Origin of the sequence: Brucella anthropi, from assembly GCF_046630315.1 — a bacterium.
In the GTDB taxonomy this organism is placed as follows: domain Bacteria; phylum Pseudomonadota; class Alphaproteobacteria; order Rhizobiales; family Rhizobiaceae; genus Brucella; species Brucella anthropi_A.
Map to the genome: position 1 here is coordinate 13,562 of NZ_LQBD01000011.1, position 20,345 is coordinate 33,906.

Genomic DNA, 20,345 nt, shown 5'->3' on the forward strand with positions numbered 1-20,345 from the left:
GACGAATAATTACAAGGCGCTGCCGCCATACGGCACAGAATTTAGGGATTAAGTTTTCGGTTTCGCGCCGAAAATATGTTCCGGCCCCGGAAATGTGCGCGCCCGCACCTCCTCGGCATAGGCTTTCGCCGCATCGGACACCTGCGGCGCCAAATGCGCAAAACGCTTCACAAAGCGCGGCGTGAAATCCTGAAACAGCCCCAGCATATCGTCCGAAACCAGTATCTGCCCGTCGCAGGCGGCCGAAGCCCCGATACCGACCGTCGGAATGGCAAGCGACGCGGTGATTGCGCGCGCCAGCGGCTCCACCGTGCCTTCAATGACCAGCGCAAACGCGCCTGCCTCGGCAATGGCCTGCGCATCGCGGCGAATGCGGTCGGCCTCCTCGTCGCCGCGCCCGAGCGAGCGAAAGCCGCCGACCGTATTGACCTGTTGCGGCATCAGGCCGACATGGCCGAACACGGGAATACCGCGCCGGACGAGAAATGCGACCGTTTCGGCCATTTCCTCGCCGCCTTCAAGCTTGACGCCGTCGCAGCCGGTTTCCTGCATCACGCGGGCGGCATTGCGGAATGCCTGCTCCTTCGATTCCTGATAGGAACCGAACGGCATATCGACAATGACACAGGCCGTCTCCGCCCCGCGCATCACCGCCTGCCCGTGGGCGATCATCATGTCCAGCGTCACGGCAAGCGTGGAATCCATGCCGTAAAGCACCATGCCGAGCGAGTCGCCCACCAGCAAAAGGTCGCAATGCGGATCGAGCAGACGCGCAATCGGCGTCGTATAGGCGGTCAGGCTGACAATCGGGCGCTCGCCCTTCAGGGCCGAGATAGCCTTGGGCGTCAGTCGCTTCTGCTTGACGGGCGCGCTCATCTCAGGCCGCCCGTTCCTGCGCGACATGCGCAATGACACGATTATCGAGAAGCCGCGTCGTGCCAAGCCGCACGAACAGCGCCACCAGAACCGGACGCCCCTGCACCGCCGTCACGCGTTCCAGTGTATCGGGATCGCGCAGCGCCACCACCTCCGGCGTCGCCAGCGGTTCGGTTGCAATGAAGGCACGAATTGCCGCCTCCAGCGCGTCGGGATCATCCATGCCGGAGCGATAAAGCCGTTCGGCCTCGTCGAGCGCCTTCGGCACGATGATGGCGGCGGCCCGCTGTTCCGGCGTCAGATAGACATTGCGGGACGAACAGGCGAGGCCGTCATCTTCCCGCACCGTTTCGACACCGACCACCCGCACCGGAATGGCCATGTCCTCCGCCATGCGGCGGATGATGACGAGCTGCTGAAAATCCTTTTCGCCGAAATAGGCCGTATCCGGCCCGACAATATTGAAGAGCTTGCTCACCACCGTCGCAACACCGGCAAAATGGCCGGGGCGGGCCTCGCCTTCCATCTGGTTGCCAAGCGCGGGCACGTCCACCACCGTCTGCATCGGGCGCGGATACATGTCGCTCACTGCCGGCGCGAAGAGATAATCGACACGCGCCCCGCGCAGCAAAGCCGCATCGCGGTCCAGATCGCGCGGATATTTGTCGAGGTCTTCATTGGCGCCGAATTGCAGCGGATTGACGAAAATGGACACGACGGTCACATCATTGTCCGCCTTCGAACGGTGCACCAGTTCCAGATGGCCTTTATGGAGATAGCCCATGGTCGGCACGAAGCCGATGCGTTTTCCGGCCCGTCTTGCGGGCGCCAAAGCCTGACGCAATTCCTCGATGGTGCGGATGATCTGCATGAGGTCCTCCTCGCGGCCCGAATTTTCTGGCCGCGAGTCCTACAGCGTCAGCTTAAATATGACAACTCCAGGTGCTTACTGCGTCGGGATCGTCACCGCGCCAACCGTATTGCCGACAGCACGGCCGAAGCGGTCGATCTGCTCGTCATAGGTTTTTCTGGTGTTCGGATCGAACACGGCAATCGGCGCTGTGACCACCAGCGAGGCTGCCGTGCCGACGCCCTGCGCCGTACCGATTGCCACCGCGCCCAGACGATCGCCGAGGCCGACCTGCGAATCCGTAATCGTCTGGCCCGCGACAAGGCGCTGGCCGATCAGCTGCACGACTTGCGGGCTGGATGCAAACTTGCCGTGGTTGAGGCGATCTCCGGCCTTGAGTTCCGTCAGGTCGATCACGGTGATGCCTGATTTTTCCAGTTCTGAACGATAGGGTTCGATGGACGGATCGATCTGGCCCAACCGGTCGATATTGCCGGAAATGCGCCGCGACAAGGCGAGCGCCCTGTCGTCCCGCGACGTGAACAGGGTGAAACGCGGATGCTGCTTGCCCATCGCCAGAAACTGTTTCGAGAACACATCGACGTCGAGATCGGGGGACGCCAGAATGACATCCGTGATCTTGGCATTCACGCGGCCATCGCGGATCGCCATCTGGCGCAGAGCCTCGACCGTCAGCCAGCTTCCCATCGAGTGGGCCATGACGGTAATGTCCTTGACCTCCGGCTCACGCGCGATGGCGCGCAGAATCTGCTCCAGCGCATCGCGGGAATAGTTGGTGCTTTCCTTGTCGTAATTGTAATCGAACACGCTGGCGCGCGACGGCCAGGTGAAGATCACCGGTGCAACATCGGCACCGGAATCATGCACGATCTGGGCAAAGCGATAGACGGAATCCTCAAACGTATTGTTGAAGCCGTGCACGAACACCATCACGCGGCGGCTCTTGGTGAGGTGCGGACGAACCCAACCCGCCATTTCCACATCGGTCTTGAGCGGTGTCACGCTGACGGTGGCAAAATCTGTCTGCGGATTGGGCGGCAGCTTCTTCGGCCACTGCACCTCACCCGCCTTGCGGTTTTTTTCCGGAGGAATGGACACCACAATATCGTTGAGCGACACAAGCTCGTCACGCTCGCCGGAGAACAATATGCCCGGTTTGTCCGATGGGCGGCGCGTGGTTGCCACGACAAGGTCGACCTTGGTGGTACCGGGAGACGCGACATCGCCGACGGGGATGAGCACGCCTTCAGGCCGACTGGCGCATCCGGCAAGCAAAGGCATCAGAACCAGCAATGCAGGAGCTGTCCGAGAAAAAATGCGCCGCAAAATCAAACTCCCTCAACGCTACGCCACCAGTCCACGCCAGAGCGCCCGGATGCCAACGCCATCCACGCCCTATACACCCGAATTTTGAGGGTTAATATATTCTTTACGTGCAAGGCCGTGCCAAGCCCCAATTATCCACCACCATCGGAACACGGGACGATTGCGGCTTATGGGTTACACACTGTTCAACACGTAGTCCTTTCATCACGACCAGCCCTGACCGATATAGCTGCCAACAGCAACTCCGTTTCCGAAGGAGGCACAATATGGCATTGGAACTGACAGGGCTGCACCATCTGACAGCCATTACCGCCGATGCGCCCGGCAACCGGCGCTTCTATACCGACACGCTGGGGCTTCGGCTCGTCAAGAAGACCGTCAATCAGGACGACACCAGCGCCTACCATCTGTTCTATGCAGACGGGCTGGCATCGCCCGGCACCGACATCACCTTTTTCGACTGGCCGGTACAGCGCGAACAACGCGGCACCAATAGCGTCGCCCGCACCGGATTGCGTGTGAACGGGATCGAAAGCCTCGAATGGTGGCGAAAGCACCTGAATGACAAAGGCATCAAGACCGGGGATATTTTCGACGTTGCCGGACGGGCCGCTCTCGACTTCGAGGACCCGGAAGGACAGCGCCTGCGCCTGACCGATGATGGTGGCGCTGGCGAAGCGCATAGCTGGAGCCGAAGCCCCGTTCCCGCCGAGCGACAGATCCGGGGCCTCGGGCCGATTACGCTCAGTGTTCCCGAACTGGCGCCAACCCGGATCATCCTGGAAAAGGTCATGAACATGCGCCAGACCGGCGACTATGTTTCGCCCGATGGCGAAGGTCACGTCCATGTGTTCTCCATGGGGCCGGGCGGTGCCGCAGCCGAACTGCATGTCGCGGTACAGCCCAACCTGCCAACCGCATGGCAGGGCGCGGGTGCGGTTCACCACGTCGCCTTCCGCACACCGGATCAGGAAAGCATGCAGGAATGGGTGGACCGCCTGCGCTCCGTGCGCATGCCGTCAAGCGGCGAAGTCGAACGCTATTATTTCCGCTCGCTCTACTTCCGCGAGCCGAATGGCATCCTGTTCGAAATCGCGACCGATGGCCCCGGCTTTGCCGTCGATGAACCGCTCGAAAGTCTCGGCGAAAGCCTGTCGCTTCCACCTTTCCTCGAAGGAAAGCGCGAAGCCATCGAGCGGAACCTGAAACCGCTTGATTAATACAATCAAATCAGGGTGCCCAGATGCCAAAGCTATCCGCGCCCTGAAAAGGCTCAATCGCCGCAAGGGTTTAATCAGGTATAAGGGCTGCGGCGTTCTCCGCAGCCCTTTTCATTCATAGCTTGTCCCGAAGCCAGTCGCCCGCGATGCGGATATCTTCGTCTATAAGCGCATGACCGGCCTCGACCGTGCTGACGGTGAGTGCGGCCCCATCCTCTTTCAGGGCTTTTTCCAATGTTCCCTTCCCATCGCCAAAAGGATCGGAAGCGCCATTCATCAGGAGGATTGACGCATCCGACAGGTCTGTGCCATCGGGCTGCTCCTCCAGAACCTCCTGACCGCGCAGAAGAATTGCCGTGCGAACCACATGCGGGTGGAGACGCATGAAAGCCGCCAGCAGATTGGCGCCGTTGGAATTCCCGATAAAGGCCGTCCGGTGCAGATCGATGCCATAAGCGGCGGCGGCCCCTTCCACAAAGGCCTCGAATGCCTCTGCTTCAAACCGGATGTCGGCCTGATCGAACTTTTTCAGGTCGAAGCGGCGGAACCAGCGCTGGATGCCTTCTTCCGTGCTGCGTCCGCGCACGCCCAGAAGCGTCGCTCGGGGCGCGGCCTTGCGGGCGAAGGGCATCAGATCGTTTTCATTGCCGCCGGTGCCGTGCAAAAGCACCAGCGTCGTGCCATCCGGGTCTTCGGGCTGGTGTATCCGATGGACGAAAGGCAGGTCGCGATAGATGACGCGCTCCTCGCCCGGCAGGGCGAATTGCGGCATGCGCGCTCGGACAGCATCCGCCTTTTCCTCATTGCCCGGCGGCACGAACAGGAACTGGCCAAGCTTTTCAACCGGCTCGTCTATTGCGAAGCCCGGCGCATCGGTTGCAAATTCAAACAGCGTCCCGCCCGGCTCGCGGACATAGAGCGATGTGAAATATTTGCGGTCGTGCACATTGACGGCGCTGGAATTGAGTTTCGACAGTTCCTTCTCCGCCTTTTCCACTTCGCCGACATCGGCGGCACGGAAAGCCACATGATCGGCAATCCCCGTACCGGGAATGCCCGGCCAGAAGCCGCCTGCATCGCGCACATCGATGGCATCGCCCGAATCGGACAGAAGACGATCTATCGCCCCTTCTTTCGCAGAAGGTCTGAAACCGAAATAGCGCTCGATAAAACCGGCTGTCTGTTCCGGCGTTTCGGACAAAATGGTTGCCGCACGCAGGCGCCGGACCGCGAAAGCTGCGGGAATGCCTTCGCTTTCCCATGCATCATTGGCGGCAAGATCGCAGCCAACCAGCTTGACGATCACGCCGTCGGGATCGCGCAGGCGCAAGACAGGCTCGCCAAACTCCTGAACCGGGCCTTCGAACGGCACATGATAGCGCAAGGCGCGCTCCAGCCAGAAACCGATGGCGGTGCGATCAATGGCAAGGGCAATTTCACTGACCTGCCCGTGGCCGATACGTCCCCTGGAACCATCCTCCCACACCAGAAACGTGACAAGCGATCCAGGCGTGCCGGAACGGTCGCCATAGAACAGGTGGAGCTGCTCGGCATCCTCGAAACCACCCGTCTGCTTGACGAGACGCAGTCCCAGAAAGCCGACATAGAAATCGACATTCGCCTGCACTTTGCGGGTGATGAGGGTGATGTGGTGGATGCCGCTTGTCATGGACACTGTCTCCCCGGTTCGCAACCTGTGCCACAGATAGAGCAGATGACGAGGCTTGCCTATGGGGCTGCGCGGTTACGCATTGTCAATGCGTGAGGGCCAACAGCGTGGGATTGGGGAGGACAGAAAAAGAAAAAGGCCGCGCGGGAGGAGGATGCGCGGCCTGATCTTGAATACGGCTTGGGAGGAGGAGTGCCGTATTCCTTATCGAGTTCTGGGAGGAGGAGTGAACTCGATGAAGTGATATCTATCTGGCGCCCTTCTCCGCAGCAACGGCCATTAATGCATATCAGTTATGCAAAGACGCTGACGCTCGGGCAAGAAGCAGACTCATCCTTGAAAATCAGGCGCTTACAGAAAATGGACTATCAAGGGTGCGGCAAGCACATTCACCAGGCCGACCAGCACCATGACCAGCCCCGCGATCGAGCCCTCCTCGTTGCCGATCTGATGCGCCTTGGCCACGCCCGCGCCATGCGCGCCCATGCCGAAAAGAGCGCCGCGCGCCAGTGCCGAGCGGATCGGCAGCCAGTTGAGCATGACTTCACCAAGCGCCGCACCGAACACGCCGGTCAGCACCACAAAGATCGCGGTCAGATCGGGTGTACCGCCAATATCGCCCGAGACAGTCATCGCAAAGGGCGTGCTCATCGAGCGCGGCATCAGGCTGAGGCTGATTGCTTCATTGAGACCCAATAGATGCGCCAGCCCCCACGCCGACGCCATGGCGGAAGAACTTCCAACGACCACGCCGGCCAGAAGCACCGGCCAATAGCGGCGGATCGTTGCGCGCTGCTGGTAAATCGGGATGGCAAAAGCCACCGTTGCAGGTCCGAGAAGCGCAACCAGCCAGTGGGTGGCGCTGAAATAGCCGCGATAGTTCTGGTTGAGCCCGATGACCAGCGCCATCAGCAGCAGGGGCGTGACGGCAAGCGGCGTCAGCCACCACAGGGGAAAGCGGCGATAGACGCGCTTGGCAGCCAGATAAAGCAGGATCGTCGCGGCAGACCAGAAGAGCGTCGCCACAAGCGGATTACCGAGCGACATAACGCAGGCTCCAGCGGTAGCAGAGATCGACCGTCAATGCGGTGACGCTCATGACCGTCAATGTGCCCAGCAAAATCACAGCCATGATTTTGAGGCCAAGCAGACCCATCAGCTCCTGATGATCGAGCACGGCAAGCACCGCGGGAACGAAGAAGAGCAGCATCTCCGCCAGAAACCATTCCGCGCCGCGCTTCATGCTGAACAGGCTGATACGGCCGCTCAAAAGCAGGGCCAGCACCAGCGCCATGCCGACAATGCCGCCCGGAAGGGGCAGGCCGACGAGGCGAACGAAAAGCTCGCCCGCCAGCCAGAAGCCAACCAGCGTCGCGATCTGCATCAGGCGGCTGTGATGCAGGGCGTAACGAAACCGGATCAGGAGGCTGTGGGCGTTCATGGGCTTTTCCAATGGGCGTGGTGCATTTTCACCGATGAATATAGGCTCTCCGTCTCTATTCTAGAAATGAATTGATTTCATTGCAGCTATTCCGTAATAGAATAGCTCATGAATTTGCGCAGCTTCCAGGCCTTTGTCGAAGTGGTGCGGCAAGGCGGTTTTTCCGCCGCCGCAAAAACCATCAACGCGACCCAGTCGACCGTCAGCAAGGCGGTCAGGCAGCTTGAGGATGAATTGGGGCTGGTTCTGCTGGACCGCGACATTTCTCCCTCCCGCCTGACCTCGGCCGGCGAGATTGTCTTTCGCCGCGCGATCGCGATGCTGGCGGAAAAGGACGACATGCTGGCCGAACTGGACGAGCTGCGCGGCCTCAAGCGCGGCCTCCTGAAACTCGGCCTGCCACCGATCGGGTCCAGCGTGCTTTTCGCGCCTGTTTTTGCCGCCTATACGAAGCTTTATCCCGAGATCGACATTCAGCTGGTCGAGCACGGCAGCAGACGGCTCGAGGAAATGCTGCTTGCCGGGGATGTCGAGCTTGCAGCTTCGCTCCTACCCGTCGGAGACAGTTTCGAATGGCAGGACGTGCGGTGCGAACCGGTCGTGGCGCTCCTTCCGTCCGACCACGCGATGGCGCAAGGTGACGGCGTTTCGCTCCAGGATATCGCCAGCCTGCCGTTCATTCTTTTCGAAAGCGGCTTTGCGCTCAACCATATTATTCTCAATGCATGCCGTTCGCATGGCTTCGCCCCAAATGTTGCGGTTCGCTCCAGCCAGATTGATTTCATCGTCGAGCTTGTTGCGGCGGGCATGGGCATCGGCTTCCTGCCGAGGATGATTGCGGAACAGCGGCACCATCCGGGCGTGCGCATCCACAGGATCAAGGGTGCGGATGTGAACTGGCATCTGGCGCTGATCTGGCGAAAAGGCGCATTCCTGTCTCACGCCGCGCGCGCATGGCTGGCGCTGAGCGCGGGGACCGGCGCGTCTTGAAACGCCCGCCACATCGCCTATCTCCCATAGATATACCGACTGGATACGTGCCGTCGGCACCCTTTCAGCCATTGGGCCATTTTCAGCCACTGGCCCATGTGCGGAACATTGTTCCGCACTTCATCAGGAGGAGGCTATGATGGAAGGTCAGGTTATATTCTATAAGGATGACAGGATCATCTACCGGCATCATATCGACGTGCAGGAAGACGACTATTCGAAGGGCGTCAATGACGCGCTCATTGCCTTTCAGCGCAATTATGCAGGCTTCGACCTCGCGGGCGACAATATCCACATCCGCTTCAAGAAGCCGGGTGACGTGTAAATTTTCCAGGGCTTGCATATCAGACAGGACCGGCTCCCGAAACGGGAACGGTCTTGCCTGCGCATATGAACGTGCCTTCGCGGGCAAGACGTTGAATGACGGCCTGTTTCCGGCCATGGCTGCCGTGACGGCAGAAGAATCCTGCCCCGGATTTCCTACCCACCCAAATAAATACTCCCTATTTTTTAATCATTGTGCAATTCTAATTTAGATAAGCCTGCTATGCCGGAAGCGGCCATGGTCCATTCTAATTAGAGTTGGAGTGCATGAAAAAAACACTGGTTATCGTCGGCAACGCACCCTTGCCGCGCAATCTTTCCGCCGAAGTGGATGCCGCGGATTTTGTCGTTCGCTTCAATGAACCCAAACAATCCATCGGCATGAGCGGCACCCGCACCGACATCCTGATGCTGGCAACCTCCAGCAAGCCCATGCAGCGCCGCCTCCGCGATCCGGGCTTCGTACAGACACCGACTTTCAAGGCGGCCGAGGAGGTGATGCTTGTCTATCACCCCAGCATCATCCGCAAGTATCACCCTCGCCCGAACATTCTTTCCCGCCTCAAGGGACGGCGCCGTGACTGGACAATGCAAACCATCGAAATCGTCGGCTCCGCAGGCAAGAAAATCTGCATCATGCCGCCCCAGTTCTATCTGGCCGGTTGCACGGAACTGGGCGTGACCGAAGAGAATATTAGCAAAGTCTTTCCGAGCACCGGCTTTTTTGGCATCTGGTATATGCTCGGGAACTGTCCGGAGGACGGCTGGGACGTGAAAATCTGCGGCTTCACCTGGGAGGGGTGGAAACGCCACAGCTGGGCGGACGAGCGCAGCTGGGTTGAACACAAAGTGCAATCCGGGCGGATCAGCATAATCCACTGATCCCGCACATTTTCCTAGTTTCCAACAGAAAACGTGGGGCAATCAGACACAAACTCATTGGGAGGAGCTTTTGAATGAGTGAACCTTTACGCATTTTCATCGGATGGGATTCTCGTGAACCCATCGCCTATGAAGTCGCCAAAGCATCCGCACTGAAGCATTCCTCGGTCCCGCTGGAGATCATGCCCATAAAGTTGCAGGACCTTGTCGACCAAGGCGTCTATACCCGCGCGGTCGATCCGCTGGCATCCACGGAATTTACCTATTCGCGTTTTTTCACGCCATGGCTTGCAGGCTATGAGGGGTGGGCACTTTTCTGCGATTGCGACTTTCTGTTTCTTGGCGATATTGCCGACCTGCAATCCTATAATGATCCTTCAAAGGCCGTTTATTGCGTTCAGCACGATTATCAACCCAAGGACAGCGTCAAGATGGATGGCAAGGTGCAGACCAGCTATCCGCGCAAGAACTGGTCTTCCTGCATGTTGTTCAATTGCGGGCATCCTTCCACACGCAAGCTGACGCCGGAGCTCATCAATCGCGAAACCGGTGCTTATCTGCACCGCATGCAATGGGCTGGCGACGATGAAATCGGTGCCCTGCCAACGGATTACAACTGGCTGGAAGGCTGGAACGAGAAGCCGCAAACCGGATTGCCGAAAGCCGTGCACTATACGCGCGGCGGCCCCTGGTTCAAGGATTGGCAGCATGTCGACTATGCCGATTTGTGGCACGCGGAGGCCAACAGCGTCGAGCCAGGCTGGAGGCCGGTCTGATCCGCAAAATTCCTGGAGCTTTTTCGCGCGCTCCAGGGTAAACAGGGGGCATGAACGAAACGCGTCCTGACATCTTTCCCAATGGCGGCCCGCACGGGGCCGTCAAGGCTTTCATCATTCATCTGGAGCGTGCCCGCGACCGGCAGCCACAGGTCGAGGAACTTATCCGCAAGCTGCCTGTTGAGACGGAAGTGGTGAGCGCCGTTGACGGGCGCACGCTGGACGCGCAAACCATCAGCCGCGTTTACCGGCGGTCGGTCCACAGGCCCCGCTATCCATTTGCGCTCGGCACCAATGAGATTGCCTGTTTTCTTTCGCATCGAAAAGCCTGGCAGGCCATTGTCGATCAGGGGCTGGATGCCGGCCTCGTGCTGGAAGACGATGTCGAACTGACTGCGGAATTTGCCGCAGCCTATGCTGCGGCCTGTACTGTGCTCAAGGTGGACAGCTTCATCCGTTTTCCTTTCCGCGAGCGGGAGAACGGACGCCCAGTGCTGGCCACCGAAACATTGCGGATCATCGAGCCGGTTCCGGTTGGCCTTGGCATGGTGGCGCAGCTTGTCGGGCGCGACGCTGCACGACGGTTGCTGTCGGCAACAGAAGTTTTCGATCGCCCGGTCGACACCACAGCGCAAATGAACTGGGTCACTGGGCTTAAACCGCTGTCTGTTCTGCCTGGCGGCGTGAAGGAAATTTCGGTAAAACTTGGCGGAAGCACGATTCAGAAATCGCGGTCCCTGCCTGACAAGCTGAAACGCGAAATCCTGCGCCCGCTTTATCGCTGGAAGATAAAATCGCGCTCGCGCGCAACTATTTGAGGTCCCTTTGCCCGTTCCGATTCTTCTTTATCACCAGATTGACGTACCGCCGAAGCATCGCGCGCCCTATCGCAGCATGACCGTGCATCCGGATCGTTTTCGCCAGCAGATGACCTGGCTGAAACGGCTGGGTTATCGCGGCCTGTCGGTACGGGATGCCATGCCTTACATTTATGGCGGCAAACAGGGAAAAGTCGCTGTCATTACCTTTGACGACGGTTTTGAGAATGTTTTCCGCAACGCCTTGCCCGTGCTGCAGGAGTTCGGTTTCACGGCCACCAATTATTTCGTGGCCAACCAGATCGGCGGTTTCAATCTCTGGGACCAGAAGATCGGCGTTGCGCGCGCCAACTGCATGAGCGTCGCCGAATTGCGCGAATGGGCCGCCCTTGGCCATGAGGTGGGATCCCATACGCTCGACCATATCTTCCTGCCGGATGCAACCGAGCAGGAAGCCACAGCGCAAATCCACCAGTCGCGGATCATGATCGAAGACCTGCTTGGCAGTGAAGTGACGTCCTTTGCCTATCCTTACGGCGGAGAAAACGCGGTGACGCGCAAGATCGTTGAAGCGGCCGGTTATACAAACGCGACCACGACAGAAAAACGCCGGGCGCGGGCGAATGACGATCCGTTCGGCATTCCGCGCCTCACCATCCGGCGCAATGATATTCTGCTGCAATTTCTGCGGAAGACTTTTACGCGTTAGAACGGTTCCCGTTCCAACAGAATCGCCGGAACCACTCCAACTATTTGTCTTGTCGCATTTTCTCACGCATCGAAGCGGGATCAGAAATCAGTCCAGCGGACTGATTTCCCCGCGTAGGCGTTCACACTTTTGGCTCGAAAATGCTTTTAGCCGTGGTGTGGCTTCGCGCAGATCGGCCATAAAGCCGCGTTCGACAAGGCAAGCGGGGCCTGTGTACCGGACCGAGCCTTCATAGACGAGCGACAGATCGTCTGAAAACCGCTCGTTCTCGACAATGGCCCTGTAATGTTCCGCATTGCCAGCGTGGCTCTGTTCCGCTGCGATGCGCTTGAACTCGCCCACTGAAAGCGACGAGAAGCGGTAATGGAGCAGCGCGCCGGTCGCCGGAAGGAAATTCCGGAAGCACGGCCCCGGCCCATGAATGCTGCCCCGTCGATAATCCGTCTTTCCGTCGACCCATATCAGCGGAAATTTGGAAAGCCGCATGCTGCGGCCGAACAGGCGCAGGCGCGGCCCGCCACGCACGGCCACGCCAAACCTCTCCGGCGTTGCCGTATAGCCGTCACCGTCAAAATGCGAGGAAACCTCAAAGGGATATTTCGTCCCATCATCGAGAAAGGCGCCATCACGCAACAGGCCACCGGGATACATGTCGATCATTGGCGCCAGGCACCGGCGAATTCCACTGTGTTCAAGCTCCCTGATAAAGGAGTGAATATCCCGCTGCTCCATCCTCGGAAACACAAAAAACTCGTCCGCATCCACCGACAGATACCAGCGCCCCCGCCCGTAAAGATCGAACAGGGCATCACGCCACGCACGCCCCCGGTCAGCCTGTGCGTAACGCACATTGGAGCCGAACAGGTCCACATCGGGCGCGCCTGACAGAATATCTGTCGTGCCGTCATCTGACCGATCGTCCACGACGAGGAAGCGCGTCACGCCCATCTGGCGATAGTAACGCAGGAAAGATTTCATGTAAGGCGCCGCATTGCGCACCACGCAGACAAGCGGCAGATCGTCCGGCCACAAGGCCTCAAAACGTCCGGAAGCGGCAATCAGCTCTGCCTTGTTCTTCCGGTTGGGAACCGAGAGCTGCACGTGACGCAAGCGCTGGCGCAGATGTCGCAACGGTGATGCGCGCCAATAGGCATCCCAATCCCCCACTTTCGAGGCCGGGTAATTCATCGCCGTTTGTGTTGGTTTCATATAGGGGGCCGGTCTTCTTCATGACTGTAGAAAATCCCCGCAGGCGATGTGTTGCGCCCTATTCAAGCAACTCTGTGACAAAGCCGATCACTCTGCGATATGTTGCGATACGCTTTGTGATGAAAATTGCTCCCACTCTTTTGAGGGGTCCGGCCTATTTACTTGATTTCGATCAATGATGCTTCACGCGAACGTGGCAAATTGTCAACAATGCGCGGTGGACGGCCAGTGCCAAAAGCGCTAGTTAGGGTACAGACCAAGGAGCGCATTATGGACTATCGCCGGTTTTTCGAAGAAGCGATCGACCAGTTGCACGCCGAGAAGCGTTACCGCGTTTTTGCAGATCTTGAACGTATTGTCGGACGCTTCCCCCGAGCTATCTGGCGTAACAATGGCACTGCCCGTGAGATCACCGTCTGGTGTTCCAATGATTATCTTGGCATGGGCCATCACGCCGATGTCATCAAGGCTATGTGCGACACGGCTGGCAATGCCGGGTCGGGCTCGGGCGGCACGCGCAATATTTCCGGCAATAATCATCCGCTGGTCGAACTGGAAAACGAACTTGCAGACCTGCACGGCAAGGAAGCCGGTCTCGTCTTCACATCGGGCTTTGTTTCCAATGAAGCCTCGATTTCCACGATTGCGCGCCTGCTGCCGAACTGTCTCATCCTTTCCGACGAGCTGAACCATGCCTCGATGATCGAAGGCGTGCGTCGTTCGGGCGCGGAGAAGAAGATTTTCCGTCACAATGACGTCGAGCATCTGGAACAGCTTTTGAAGGCAGCCGATCCGGCGCGTGCAAAGCTGATCGTGTTCGAATCCGTCTATTCGATGGATGGCGACATCGCGCCAATCGAGAAAATTGCCGATCTGGCGGACAAATATAATGCCATGACCTATATCGACGAGGTTCATGCGGTCGGCATGTATGGCGCGCGCGGCGGCGGCATCACCGAACGCGATGGTCTGGCGCACCGTATCGACATTATCGAAGGAACGCTTGCCAAGGCTTTCGGCGCTCTCGGCGGCTACATTACCGGCTCGCGCGCGATTATCGATGCCGTGCGCTCCTATGCAGCGGGCTTCATCTTTACGACGTCGCTGCCGCCAGCCATCGCGGCTGCTGCAACGGCTGCAATCCGGCATCTGAAGACCTCGCAGGTCGAACGCGACGGCCAGCAGCGCCAGGCGCAACGCGCCAAGGATGTGCTTTCCGCAGCCGGCTTCCCCGTCATGCCGTCGCAAACGCATATCGTGCCCATTCTGGTTGGTGATCCTGAACTTTGCAAAAAGGCCAGCGACCGCCTGCTTGAAGTTCATGGCATCTATATCCAGCCGATCAATTACCCGACCGTTCCGCGCGGCACCGAAAGATTGCGCATCACGCCGTCGCCACTGCATGACGACGCCCTGATCGACGGTCTGAGGGACGCTTTGCTGGAAGTGTGGAACACACTCGGCATTCCTTATGCGGAGCGCACGGTTTGTGAACCCGCAAACTCCGAGCGTGTCATCCCGCTGATGGTTGCCAAGGCAGGCGGCTGAAAGTCTCGCGAATTCTTCAATAAAATAGGCCGGTCTCACCGGCCTATTTTAATCACGCTCTTTCAATCCAGTGCACCAGCCGCTCTGCGGCCTCATCCACCTGTTCCGGATTCCGGCAGAAACAGAGGCGGAAGAAACCTTCGCCACCGCGGCCGAAGGCGCTGCCGGGCGCGAGCCCCACATTGGCATTGTCCACCATATCGATGGCCGCCCTGACGGAATCCCTCACACCATCCACACCGAAGAACAGATAAAATGCGCCCTGTGGCGGCGTCAGGCGAACACGGCCCGTCGACAACAGCGCGGCGCAGAGGCGATCGCGTGTGGAACGCGCCCGTTCAACCTGCATCGCAATGAAGGCATCGCCCTCGTCAAGCGCGGTGACGGCGCCACGCTGCATGAATTGCGCGACGCCTGAATTCGAATACTGGATCAGATTTTCAATGACCGGCCCGAGTGACGGATGCACCGTCATCCAGCCGATACGCCAGCCCGTCATCGCCCAGTTCTTGGAAAACGAATTGACGAAGATGATGCGATCATCCGGCTCCATGATATCCATGAAGGACGGAGCGCGGCCGCCACCATAATAAAAATGGGCATAAATCTCATCGGCAATGATCCAGAGACCATGCTTGCGCGCAAGATCGAGAATGAATTGCAATGTTTCCCGATCCGCCGTCCAGCCGGTGGGATTGGATGGCGTATTGATGAAGAGCGCCCTCGTGCGCGGCGTAATGGCGGTTGCAATCTTCTCCGGATCAAGCATCCAGCCATTGGCGCCGAATTCCAGTTCGACCGGAACCGGAACAGCGCCCGCAAGACCTGTCGCGCCAACGAAATTGGGCCAGGCCGGCGAAAGATATATCGCCTCTTCGCCTGCACCCACGGTTGCAGTCAGCGCCATTTCAATGGCATGCATGCCGGAACCGGTGACATAGAAGTTCTCCGGTTTCAGGGGCAGCGGAAAATGGCGGGCGTGATAGCGGGCCAGTGCCTGCCGCAGTTCGGGAATGCCTGCCTGCCATGTATAGAAGGTCTCGCCGTCGCAGATGGCTTTCTGGGCGGCGGCGCGAATGAAATCCGGCGTGGGAAGATCGCCCTCGCCCACCCAAAGCGGAATAAGCCCTTCACGCCCGCGCCCGTGATTGGCGACCGCCACAATCCCGCTTTCCGGTGAAAGGGCTGCTTCCCGACGAAGATTGGCTATGAGCGTCATGATTTCCCCGCGCTGCATTTGATTTTGATTTCGTGCTTACCAAGGCGCGTTCACGAAATCACGCGGCTTTTTGTGATGGTCCGATCACGCGCATTTATGGATCAAAAGAGAACGGGGCCGCAAGGCCCCGCTTCCATTCGACAGTATTGGACCGGTCAGGCCTTCTGCTTGGCCAGAAGATCGCGGATTTCGGTCAAAAGAACCTCTTCGCGCGGTGCTTCCGGTTCCGGCTTTGCCTCTTCCTTCTTCTTCAGCCTGTTCATTGCCTTCACCACAAGGAACAATACCCATGCGATGATCAGGAAGTTGATAAGCAGCGTAACGAAATTGCCGTAGGCGATGGTCGCACCGGCTTCGCGGGCGGCTGCCAGTGTGGTCTTGGGTTCACCTGCCAGCTGTATGAACATGTTCGAAAAGTCGATACCGCCGGTGATCAGGCCGATGATCGGCATGATGATGTCATTGACGATGGAATTGACGAGGCCGCCGAACGCACCGCCAATGATGACACCGATGGCCAGATCGACCATATTGCCCTTCAGGGCGAATTCCTTGAATTCCTTGAGCATTACCTGTCTCCCTCACGAACGCGGACCGCTGGGGCCGTCCTGCTGCGGCGGCGTTCGCCAAATCAACCTGGGCACCAGATAAACTGGCAATGGATGGCAGGCCGTTTTCCAAAAGTGGAACTGAAATACACTCTGCCATTTCAAATGCAGTCCCCGAAAGTGGCGCGCACTTTTCAGGATCGCACTTCTAGTTTGTAGGCGAAAATTACCAAAGAAAAGATGAAACGACGAAAACGCACTGTTTTTCATCGTCAGAGCATCTCCCGTTCCGCCTGGATTGCTGGAGAAGATTTTTGTGAGGCGCGCTTTGATCTTGCGCGAACCTGCCGAAAGTGCTTGCGTCAAATCATGCTTGAAGAGTGAGGGAACGAGCCGACCATGCAGGGCTGGGGTATTATTGGCGCAGCCTTTTTGTATCTGCTGCTGCTCTTTGCGGTGGCCAGCATCGGCGACCGGCGCACCTCGCGCTGGAACAGTGCTCCGCGTCCCTATATCTATGCGCTCAGCCTGGCCGTCTACTGCACCTCCTGGACATTTTTCGGCTCTGTCGGCCTGTCGGCGCAGCGCGGCCTTGAGTTCCTTGGCATCTATATCGGGCCTATTCTTGTCTTCACGCTCGGCAACAGGCTGCTGCGGCATATCGTGCGGCTGGCGAAATCCGAACACATCACCTCGATTGCCGATTTTCTCGCGGCCCGTTACGGCAAAAGTTTTGGCGTCGCCTCGCTTGCAACCTGTATCGCAGCCGTCGGCTCCATCCCCTATATCGCGCTGCAGCTCAAGGCCGTTTCCGGGAGCGTCGGGCTCGTCATGGAACAATATGGGGCAACCGTCGACCCATCCGTGTTCCTGTTCGGCGATATTTCCCTGCCGGTTGCCGCCGTGCTCGCCGTCTTTGCGATCCTGTTCGGCACCCGCCATACCGACGCCACGGAACATCAGAACGGCCTTATTCTGGCCGTGGCGCTGGAATCGGTCATCAAGCTTTGCGCCTTCCTGACTGTCGGCTTTGCCTGCACCTTCTTCCTGTTCGGCGCTCCATCGCAGCTCATCAGCCAGATATCCCAGTCACCGGAAGCGCTGGAAGCCTTCCATTACCAGACCTCCATCGGCACATGGATCGTGCAAAGCGCGCTGAGCGCCGCAGCCGTCATCATGCTGCCGCGACAGTTCCACGTGACAGTCGTGGAAAGCCGCAGCGAAAAGGAATTGCGCACCGCTTCCTGGCTGTTCCCGCTCTATCTCGTCCTCATCAATATCTTCGTGTTTCCCATCGCCTTGATCGGCGTGATGACACTCGGAGGCGAAGTCAGCGGCGACTTGTATGTCCTGGCCCTGCCGCTGGCAGCCGGTGCCCACTGGCTCGCGCTCGTGGCCTTTCTCGGCGGATTGTCGGCAGCAACGGCAATGGTCATCGTCGCCTGTGTCGCGCTGTCGATCATGATCTCCAACCATCTGGTGCTACCGCTCTTCATCCGGCGGCTGGCAAAGCAACATGCAGCAGAGCAGCGCGACCTCACCAAGGTCATTCTGAACACACGCCGCCTCACCATCATCGGCATCCTGGCATTTGCCTTCGCCTATTATCGCTTTACATCCAACAATATCCATCTGGCTTCGATCGGCTTCGTTTCCTTTGCGGCGATCGCGCAATTCGTTCCCGCCCTCATCGGCGGGCTGTTCTGGCGCAATGCGAATGGACGCGGCGCCATGCTGGGATTATCCGCCGGATTTCTTGTCTGGGCCTACACATTGCTGCTTCCAACCATGGCGCCGGAAAATGCCGCCATTCTGCGAAACGGCTTTCTTGGCTTTACGGCGCTGCGTCCTGAAGCGCTTTTTGGAACCAACGCCCTCCCGTTGACCAATGGCGTCATATGGAGCCTTGCCGCCAATACGCTCTTCTACATTCTGGGTTCTCTTTCGCGTGCCTCAACGCCGCTCGAACGCATTCAGGCCAGTATCTTCCTGCCGCGTTATTTCATTGCCGCGCCCACGCTCAAGCGCTTTCGCACCACTGTGACCGTCGCCGAACTGAAAGCCACCATGGCGCGCTATCTCGGTGCCGAACGTGTCGAACGCGCCTTCCTGCGCTTTGAAGGCAGGGAACAACGGCGTCTCGACCCCGGCATGACCGTCGACACGCCGCTGATCCGCTATGCGGAACAGCTGCTCGGCACGGCGGTCGGTTCCGCCTCTGCGCGCCTTGTCCTATCCTTGCTCCTGCAGAAAAGCGATGCATCCGGGCGTGACGCGCGCCAGCTCCTCGACGATGCCTCGACCGCTTTGCAGCAGAACCGCGACCTGCTGCAAACCGCCCTCGACCAGATGGAACAGGGCATTACCGTTTTCGACAAGGATCTGAGGCTGACATGCTGGAACCGGCAGTTCCGCAAGCTTCTCGACTTGCCCGATGAGGTGATGCAGGTCGGCATACCCGTTTCGGAAATCGTGGAGCAGTTGCATCGTCGCGGCGACATATCGTTCAACGCCCAGAACGGCGTCATCCGCTCGCTCGCAGCCGTGCGCCAGCCATGGCGCATCAACATGAAATCGACCGGCAAGGTGCTGGAAATTCAATCCAATCCCATGCCGGACGGCGGCATCGTCGCGACCTATACCAACATTACCGCAGCCGTCGAAGCCGACGTCACACGCCAGAAGGCAGCCGAAATGCTGGAGCAGCGCGTGGCGGACCGCACCGCGGAACTGACCCGCGTCAACCAGCAGCTTGCCAAGGCTCAAACGGCAGCGGAAGAAGCCAATCAGGGGAAGACGCGATTTCTGGCGGCAGCGGGCCATGACATTCTGCAACCGCTCAATGCGGCAAGATTGTACAGCACCGCGCTTGCCGAAAAACTCGGGCGTTCCGAAACCAGCGAATTCGCCCGCAATATCGATTCCTCTCTGGAAGCCGTGGAAGCCATCCTGGGCATGGTGCTGGATATTTCGCGCCTGGATACCGGATCGCTCAAGCCCGACGTCTCGGTGTTTCGCCTCGACAGGCTGATGAGCCAGATTGCCACCGACTTCACCCCGCTTGCCACCGCCAAGGGGTTGAAATTGCGCGTTGTGCCGTCCAGCATCGTCGTCAAGACCGACCGCAACATGCTGCGGCGCCTGATCCAGAACCTTGTTTCCAATTCGATCAAATACAGCCGCAAGGGCGGTATCCTGCTCGGCGTCCGGCGTCGTGGTTCCTTTGTGGAATTGCAGGTGCTCGATACCGGCATCGGCATTCCTCCGCAAAAGCTGAAACTCGTCTTCCGGGAGTTTACGCGGCTCGATGAAGGAATGCGGGAAGCGGAGGGGCTTGGCCTCGGCCTTTCCATCGTCGACCGCATCGCGAGGCTGCTGTCGCTGCCATTGTCGCTGTCATCGACCCCCGGCAAGGGGACCATGTTCACCCTGCGCATTCCTGTTTCTCAGGAAAAAGTGCCAGCCGATGAGGTGAAAAGCCGCCGCGGCCTGCAACGCGCGCTGGAACTGACCGGGCTCAATGTTCTGTGCATCGATAATGATGCCAGCATTCTTTCGGGCATGGAAACGCTGCTTCGAGGCTGGGGCTGCCGCGTAACGACCCTGCGCAATGGCACGGCGTTGAAGAACCATTGCGCTGACCACGCCAGCCCTCCCGACGTGATCATCGCGGACTATCATCTGCTGCATGAGAACGGACTGGATATGATCGGCTTTGCGCGCGAGGCGTTTCAGGCCGAGATACCGGCCATCCTGCTGACAGCCGATCGTTCGAAAGAGGTCCGCCAGCGCGCCGAAGATGAAAATGTCACGGTGCTGCACAAGCCGCTTCGACCGGCTGCGCTGCGCTCGCTTCTATCGCATTTCCATCATGCGCGGCAGGACAATAAGTCAGCGCAGCATGCGGCTCAATAACCGG

The 20,345-nt window shown here is 58.8% G+C and carries 20 protein-coding genes; 9 read left to right on the forward strand and 11 right to left on the reverse strand.

Translation table 11 applies throughout. From position 1 onward, the window contains the following. Positions 1 to 48: 48 nt before the first annotated feature. The 3 genes from panB to AVM02_RS07580 form a co-directional block, all read right to left on the reverse strand. Entirely contained in the window at positions 49 to 876 is an 828-nt protein-coding gene (gene panB / locus AVM02_RS07570; RefSeq protein WP_411506358.1) for a 3-methyl-2-oxobutanoate hydroxymethyltransferase, read from the reverse strand. A 1-nt stretch (position 877) separates the two neighbouring features. Then, on the reverse strand, positions 878 to 1,747 hold the full coding sequence (panC, locus tag AVM02_RS07575; RefSeq protein WP_411506359.1) for a pantoate--beta-alanine ligase: 870 nt from the start codon (positions 1,745 to 1,747) through the stop codon (positions 878 to 880). 75 nt (positions 1,748 to 1,822) lie between these two features. Then, positions 1,823 to 3,079: an alpha/beta hydrolase gene (locus AVM02_RS07580; protein WP_411506360.1), complete on the reverse strand. Its 1,257-nt coding sequence runs from the start codon at positions 3,077 to 3,079 to the stop codon at positions 1,823 to 1,825. Between the two features lie 260 nt (positions 3,080 to 3,339). Between AVM02_RS07580 and AVM02_RS07585 the strand changes: the two genes are divergently transcribed. Beyond that, on the forward strand, positions 3,340 to 4,293 hold the full coding sequence (locus AVM02_RS07585; protein WP_411506361.1) for a ring-cleaving dioxygenase: 954 nt from the start codon (positions 3,340 to 3,342) through the stop codon (positions 4,291 to 4,293). Positions 4,294 to 4,408: 115 nt separating this feature from the next. Here AVM02_RS07585 and AVM02_RS07590 read toward each other — a convergent pair whose 3' ends face one another. The 3 genes from AVM02_RS07590 to AVM02_RS07600 form a co-directional block, all read right to left on the reverse strand. Then, entirely contained in the window at positions 4,409 to 5,962 is a 1,554-nt protein-coding gene (locus AVM02_RS07590) for a VOC family protein (protein ID WP_411506362.1), read from the reverse strand. Between the two features lie 351 nt (positions 5,963 to 6,313). Continuing rightward, complete coding sequence (locus AVM02_RS07595; protein ID WP_411506363.1) at positions 6,314 to 7,009, reverse strand: LrgB family protein; 696 nt, start codon at positions 7,007 to 7,009, stop codon at positions 6,314 to 6,316. Then, complete coding sequence (locus AVM02_RS07600; RefSeq protein WP_411506364.1) at positions 6,996 to 7,403, reverse strand: CidA/LrgA family protein; 408 nt, start codon at positions 7,401 to 7,403, stop codon at positions 6,996 to 6,998. Before AVM02_RS07600 ends, AVM02_RS07595 begins: the two co-directional genes overlap by 14 nt. Positions 7,404 to 7,511: 108 nt before the next feature. Between AVM02_RS07600 and AVM02_RS07605 the strand changes: the two genes are divergently transcribed. Together AVM02_RS07605 and AVM02_RS07610 are read left to right on the forward strand one after the other, a co-directional pair. Continuing rightward, positions 7,512 to 8,393, forward strand: a complete 882-nt coding sequence (locus AVM02_RS07605) for a LysR family transcriptional regulator (protein ID WP_411506365.1) — start codon at positions 7,512 to 7,514, stop codon at positions 8,391 to 8,393. Between the two features lie 139 nt (positions 8,394 to 8,532). Next, positions 8,533 to 8,718 (forward strand): hypothetical protein, encoded by a 186-nt coding sequence (locus tag AVM02_RS07610; protein ID WP_122000634.1) that lies wholly within the window; start codon positions 8,533 to 8,535, stop codon positions 8,716 to 8,718. A gap of 19 nt (positions 8,719 to 8,737) precedes the next feature. On the opposite strand, the gene AVM02_RS07615 is transcribed toward AVM02_RS07610, so the two are convergent. Then, on the reverse strand, positions 8,738 to 8,881 hold the full coding sequence (locus AVM02_RS07615) for a hypothetical protein (protein WP_411506366.1): 144 nt from the start codon (positions 8,879 to 8,881) through the stop codon (positions 8,738 to 8,740). Between the two features lie 103 nt (positions 8,882 to 8,984). Between AVM02_RS07615 and AVM02_RS07620 the strand changes: the two genes are divergently transcribed. From AVM02_RS07620 to AVM02_RS07635, 4 genes are all read left to right on the forward strand, one after another. Then, positions 8,985 to 9,599 carry a glycosyltransferase family 29 protein gene (locus AVM02_RS07620; RefSeq protein ID WP_411506367.1) on the forward strand — a complete coding sequence of 205 codons (615 nt, stop codon included), beginning with the start codon at positions 8,985 to 8,987 and terminating at the stop codon, positions 9,597 to 9,599. A 74-nt stretch (positions 9,600 to 9,673) separates the two neighbouring features. Beyond that, complete coding sequence (locus AVM02_RS07625) at positions 9,674 to 10,375, forward strand: glycosyltransferase (protein ID WP_411506368.1); 702 nt, start codon at positions 9,674 to 9,676, stop codon at positions 10,373 to 10,375. Positions 10,376 to 10,425: 50 nt separating this feature from the next. After that, positions 10,426 to 11,193: a glycosyltransferase family 25 protein gene (locus AVM02_RS07630; protein WP_411506369.1), complete on the forward strand. Its 768-nt coding sequence runs from the start codon at positions 10,426 to 10,428 to the stop codon at positions 11,191 to 11,193. A gap of 7 nt (positions 11,194 to 11,200) precedes the next feature. Beyond that, a complete protein-coding gene (locus AVM02_RS07635) occupies positions 11,201 to 11,902 on the forward strand; it encodes a polysaccharide deacetylase family protein (protein WP_411506370.1) in 702 nt (233 codons plus the stop codon). Positions 11,903 to 11,989: 87 nt separating this feature from the next. Here the strand turns inward: AVM02_RS07635 and AVM02_RS07640 are convergent, their stop codons facing one another. Then, positions 11,990 to 13,111, reverse strand: a complete 1,122-nt coding sequence (locus AVM02_RS07640; protein WP_411506371.1) for a glycosyltransferase family 2 protein — start codon at positions 13,109 to 13,111, stop codon at positions 11,990 to 11,992. Between the two features lie 270 nt (positions 13,112 to 13,381). Here AVM02_RS07640 and hemA point away from each other — a divergent pair, with 270 nt between their 5' ends. Continuing rightward, a complete protein-coding gene (gene hemA, locus AVM02_RS07645; protein WP_411506372.1) occupies positions 13,382 to 14,659 on the forward strand; it encodes a 5-aminolevulinate synthase in 1,278 nt (425 codons plus the stop codon). Between the two features lie 52 nt (positions 14,660 to 14,711). On the opposite strand, the gene AVM02_RS07650 is transcribed toward hemA, so the two are convergent. From AVM02_RS07650 to AVM02_RS07660, 3 genes are all read right to left on the reverse strand, one after another. Then, a complete protein-coding gene (locus AVM02_RS07650) occupies positions 14,712 to 15,878 on the reverse strand; it encodes a pyridoxal phosphate-dependent aminotransferase (protein ID WP_411506373.1) in 1,167 nt (388 codons plus the stop codon). Between the two features lie 155 nt (positions 15,879 to 16,033). After that, complete coding sequence (gene mscL / locus AVM02_RS07655; RefSeq protein ID WP_411506374.1) at positions 16,034 to 16,447, reverse strand: large conductance mechanosensitive channel protein MscL; 414 nt, start codon at positions 16,445 to 16,447, stop codon at positions 16,034 to 16,036. 12 nt (positions 16,448 to 16,459) lie between these two features. After that, positions 16,460 to 16,792, reverse strand: coding sequence for a hypothetical protein (locus AVM02_RS07660; protein ID WP_411506375.1), 333 nt, complete (start codon positions 16,790 to 16,792; stop codon positions 16,460 to 16,462). Between the two features lie 33 nt (positions 16,793 to 16,825). On the opposite strand from AVM02_RS07660, the gene AVM02_RS07665 reads away from it, so the two are divergent. Beyond that, entirely contained in the window at positions 16,826 to 20,341 is a 3,516-nt protein-coding gene (locus tag AVM02_RS07665; RefSeq protein ID WP_411506376.1) for a NahK/ErcS family hybrid sensor histidine kinase/response regulator, read from the forward strand. Positions 20,342 to 20,345: the final 4 nt, after the last annotated feature.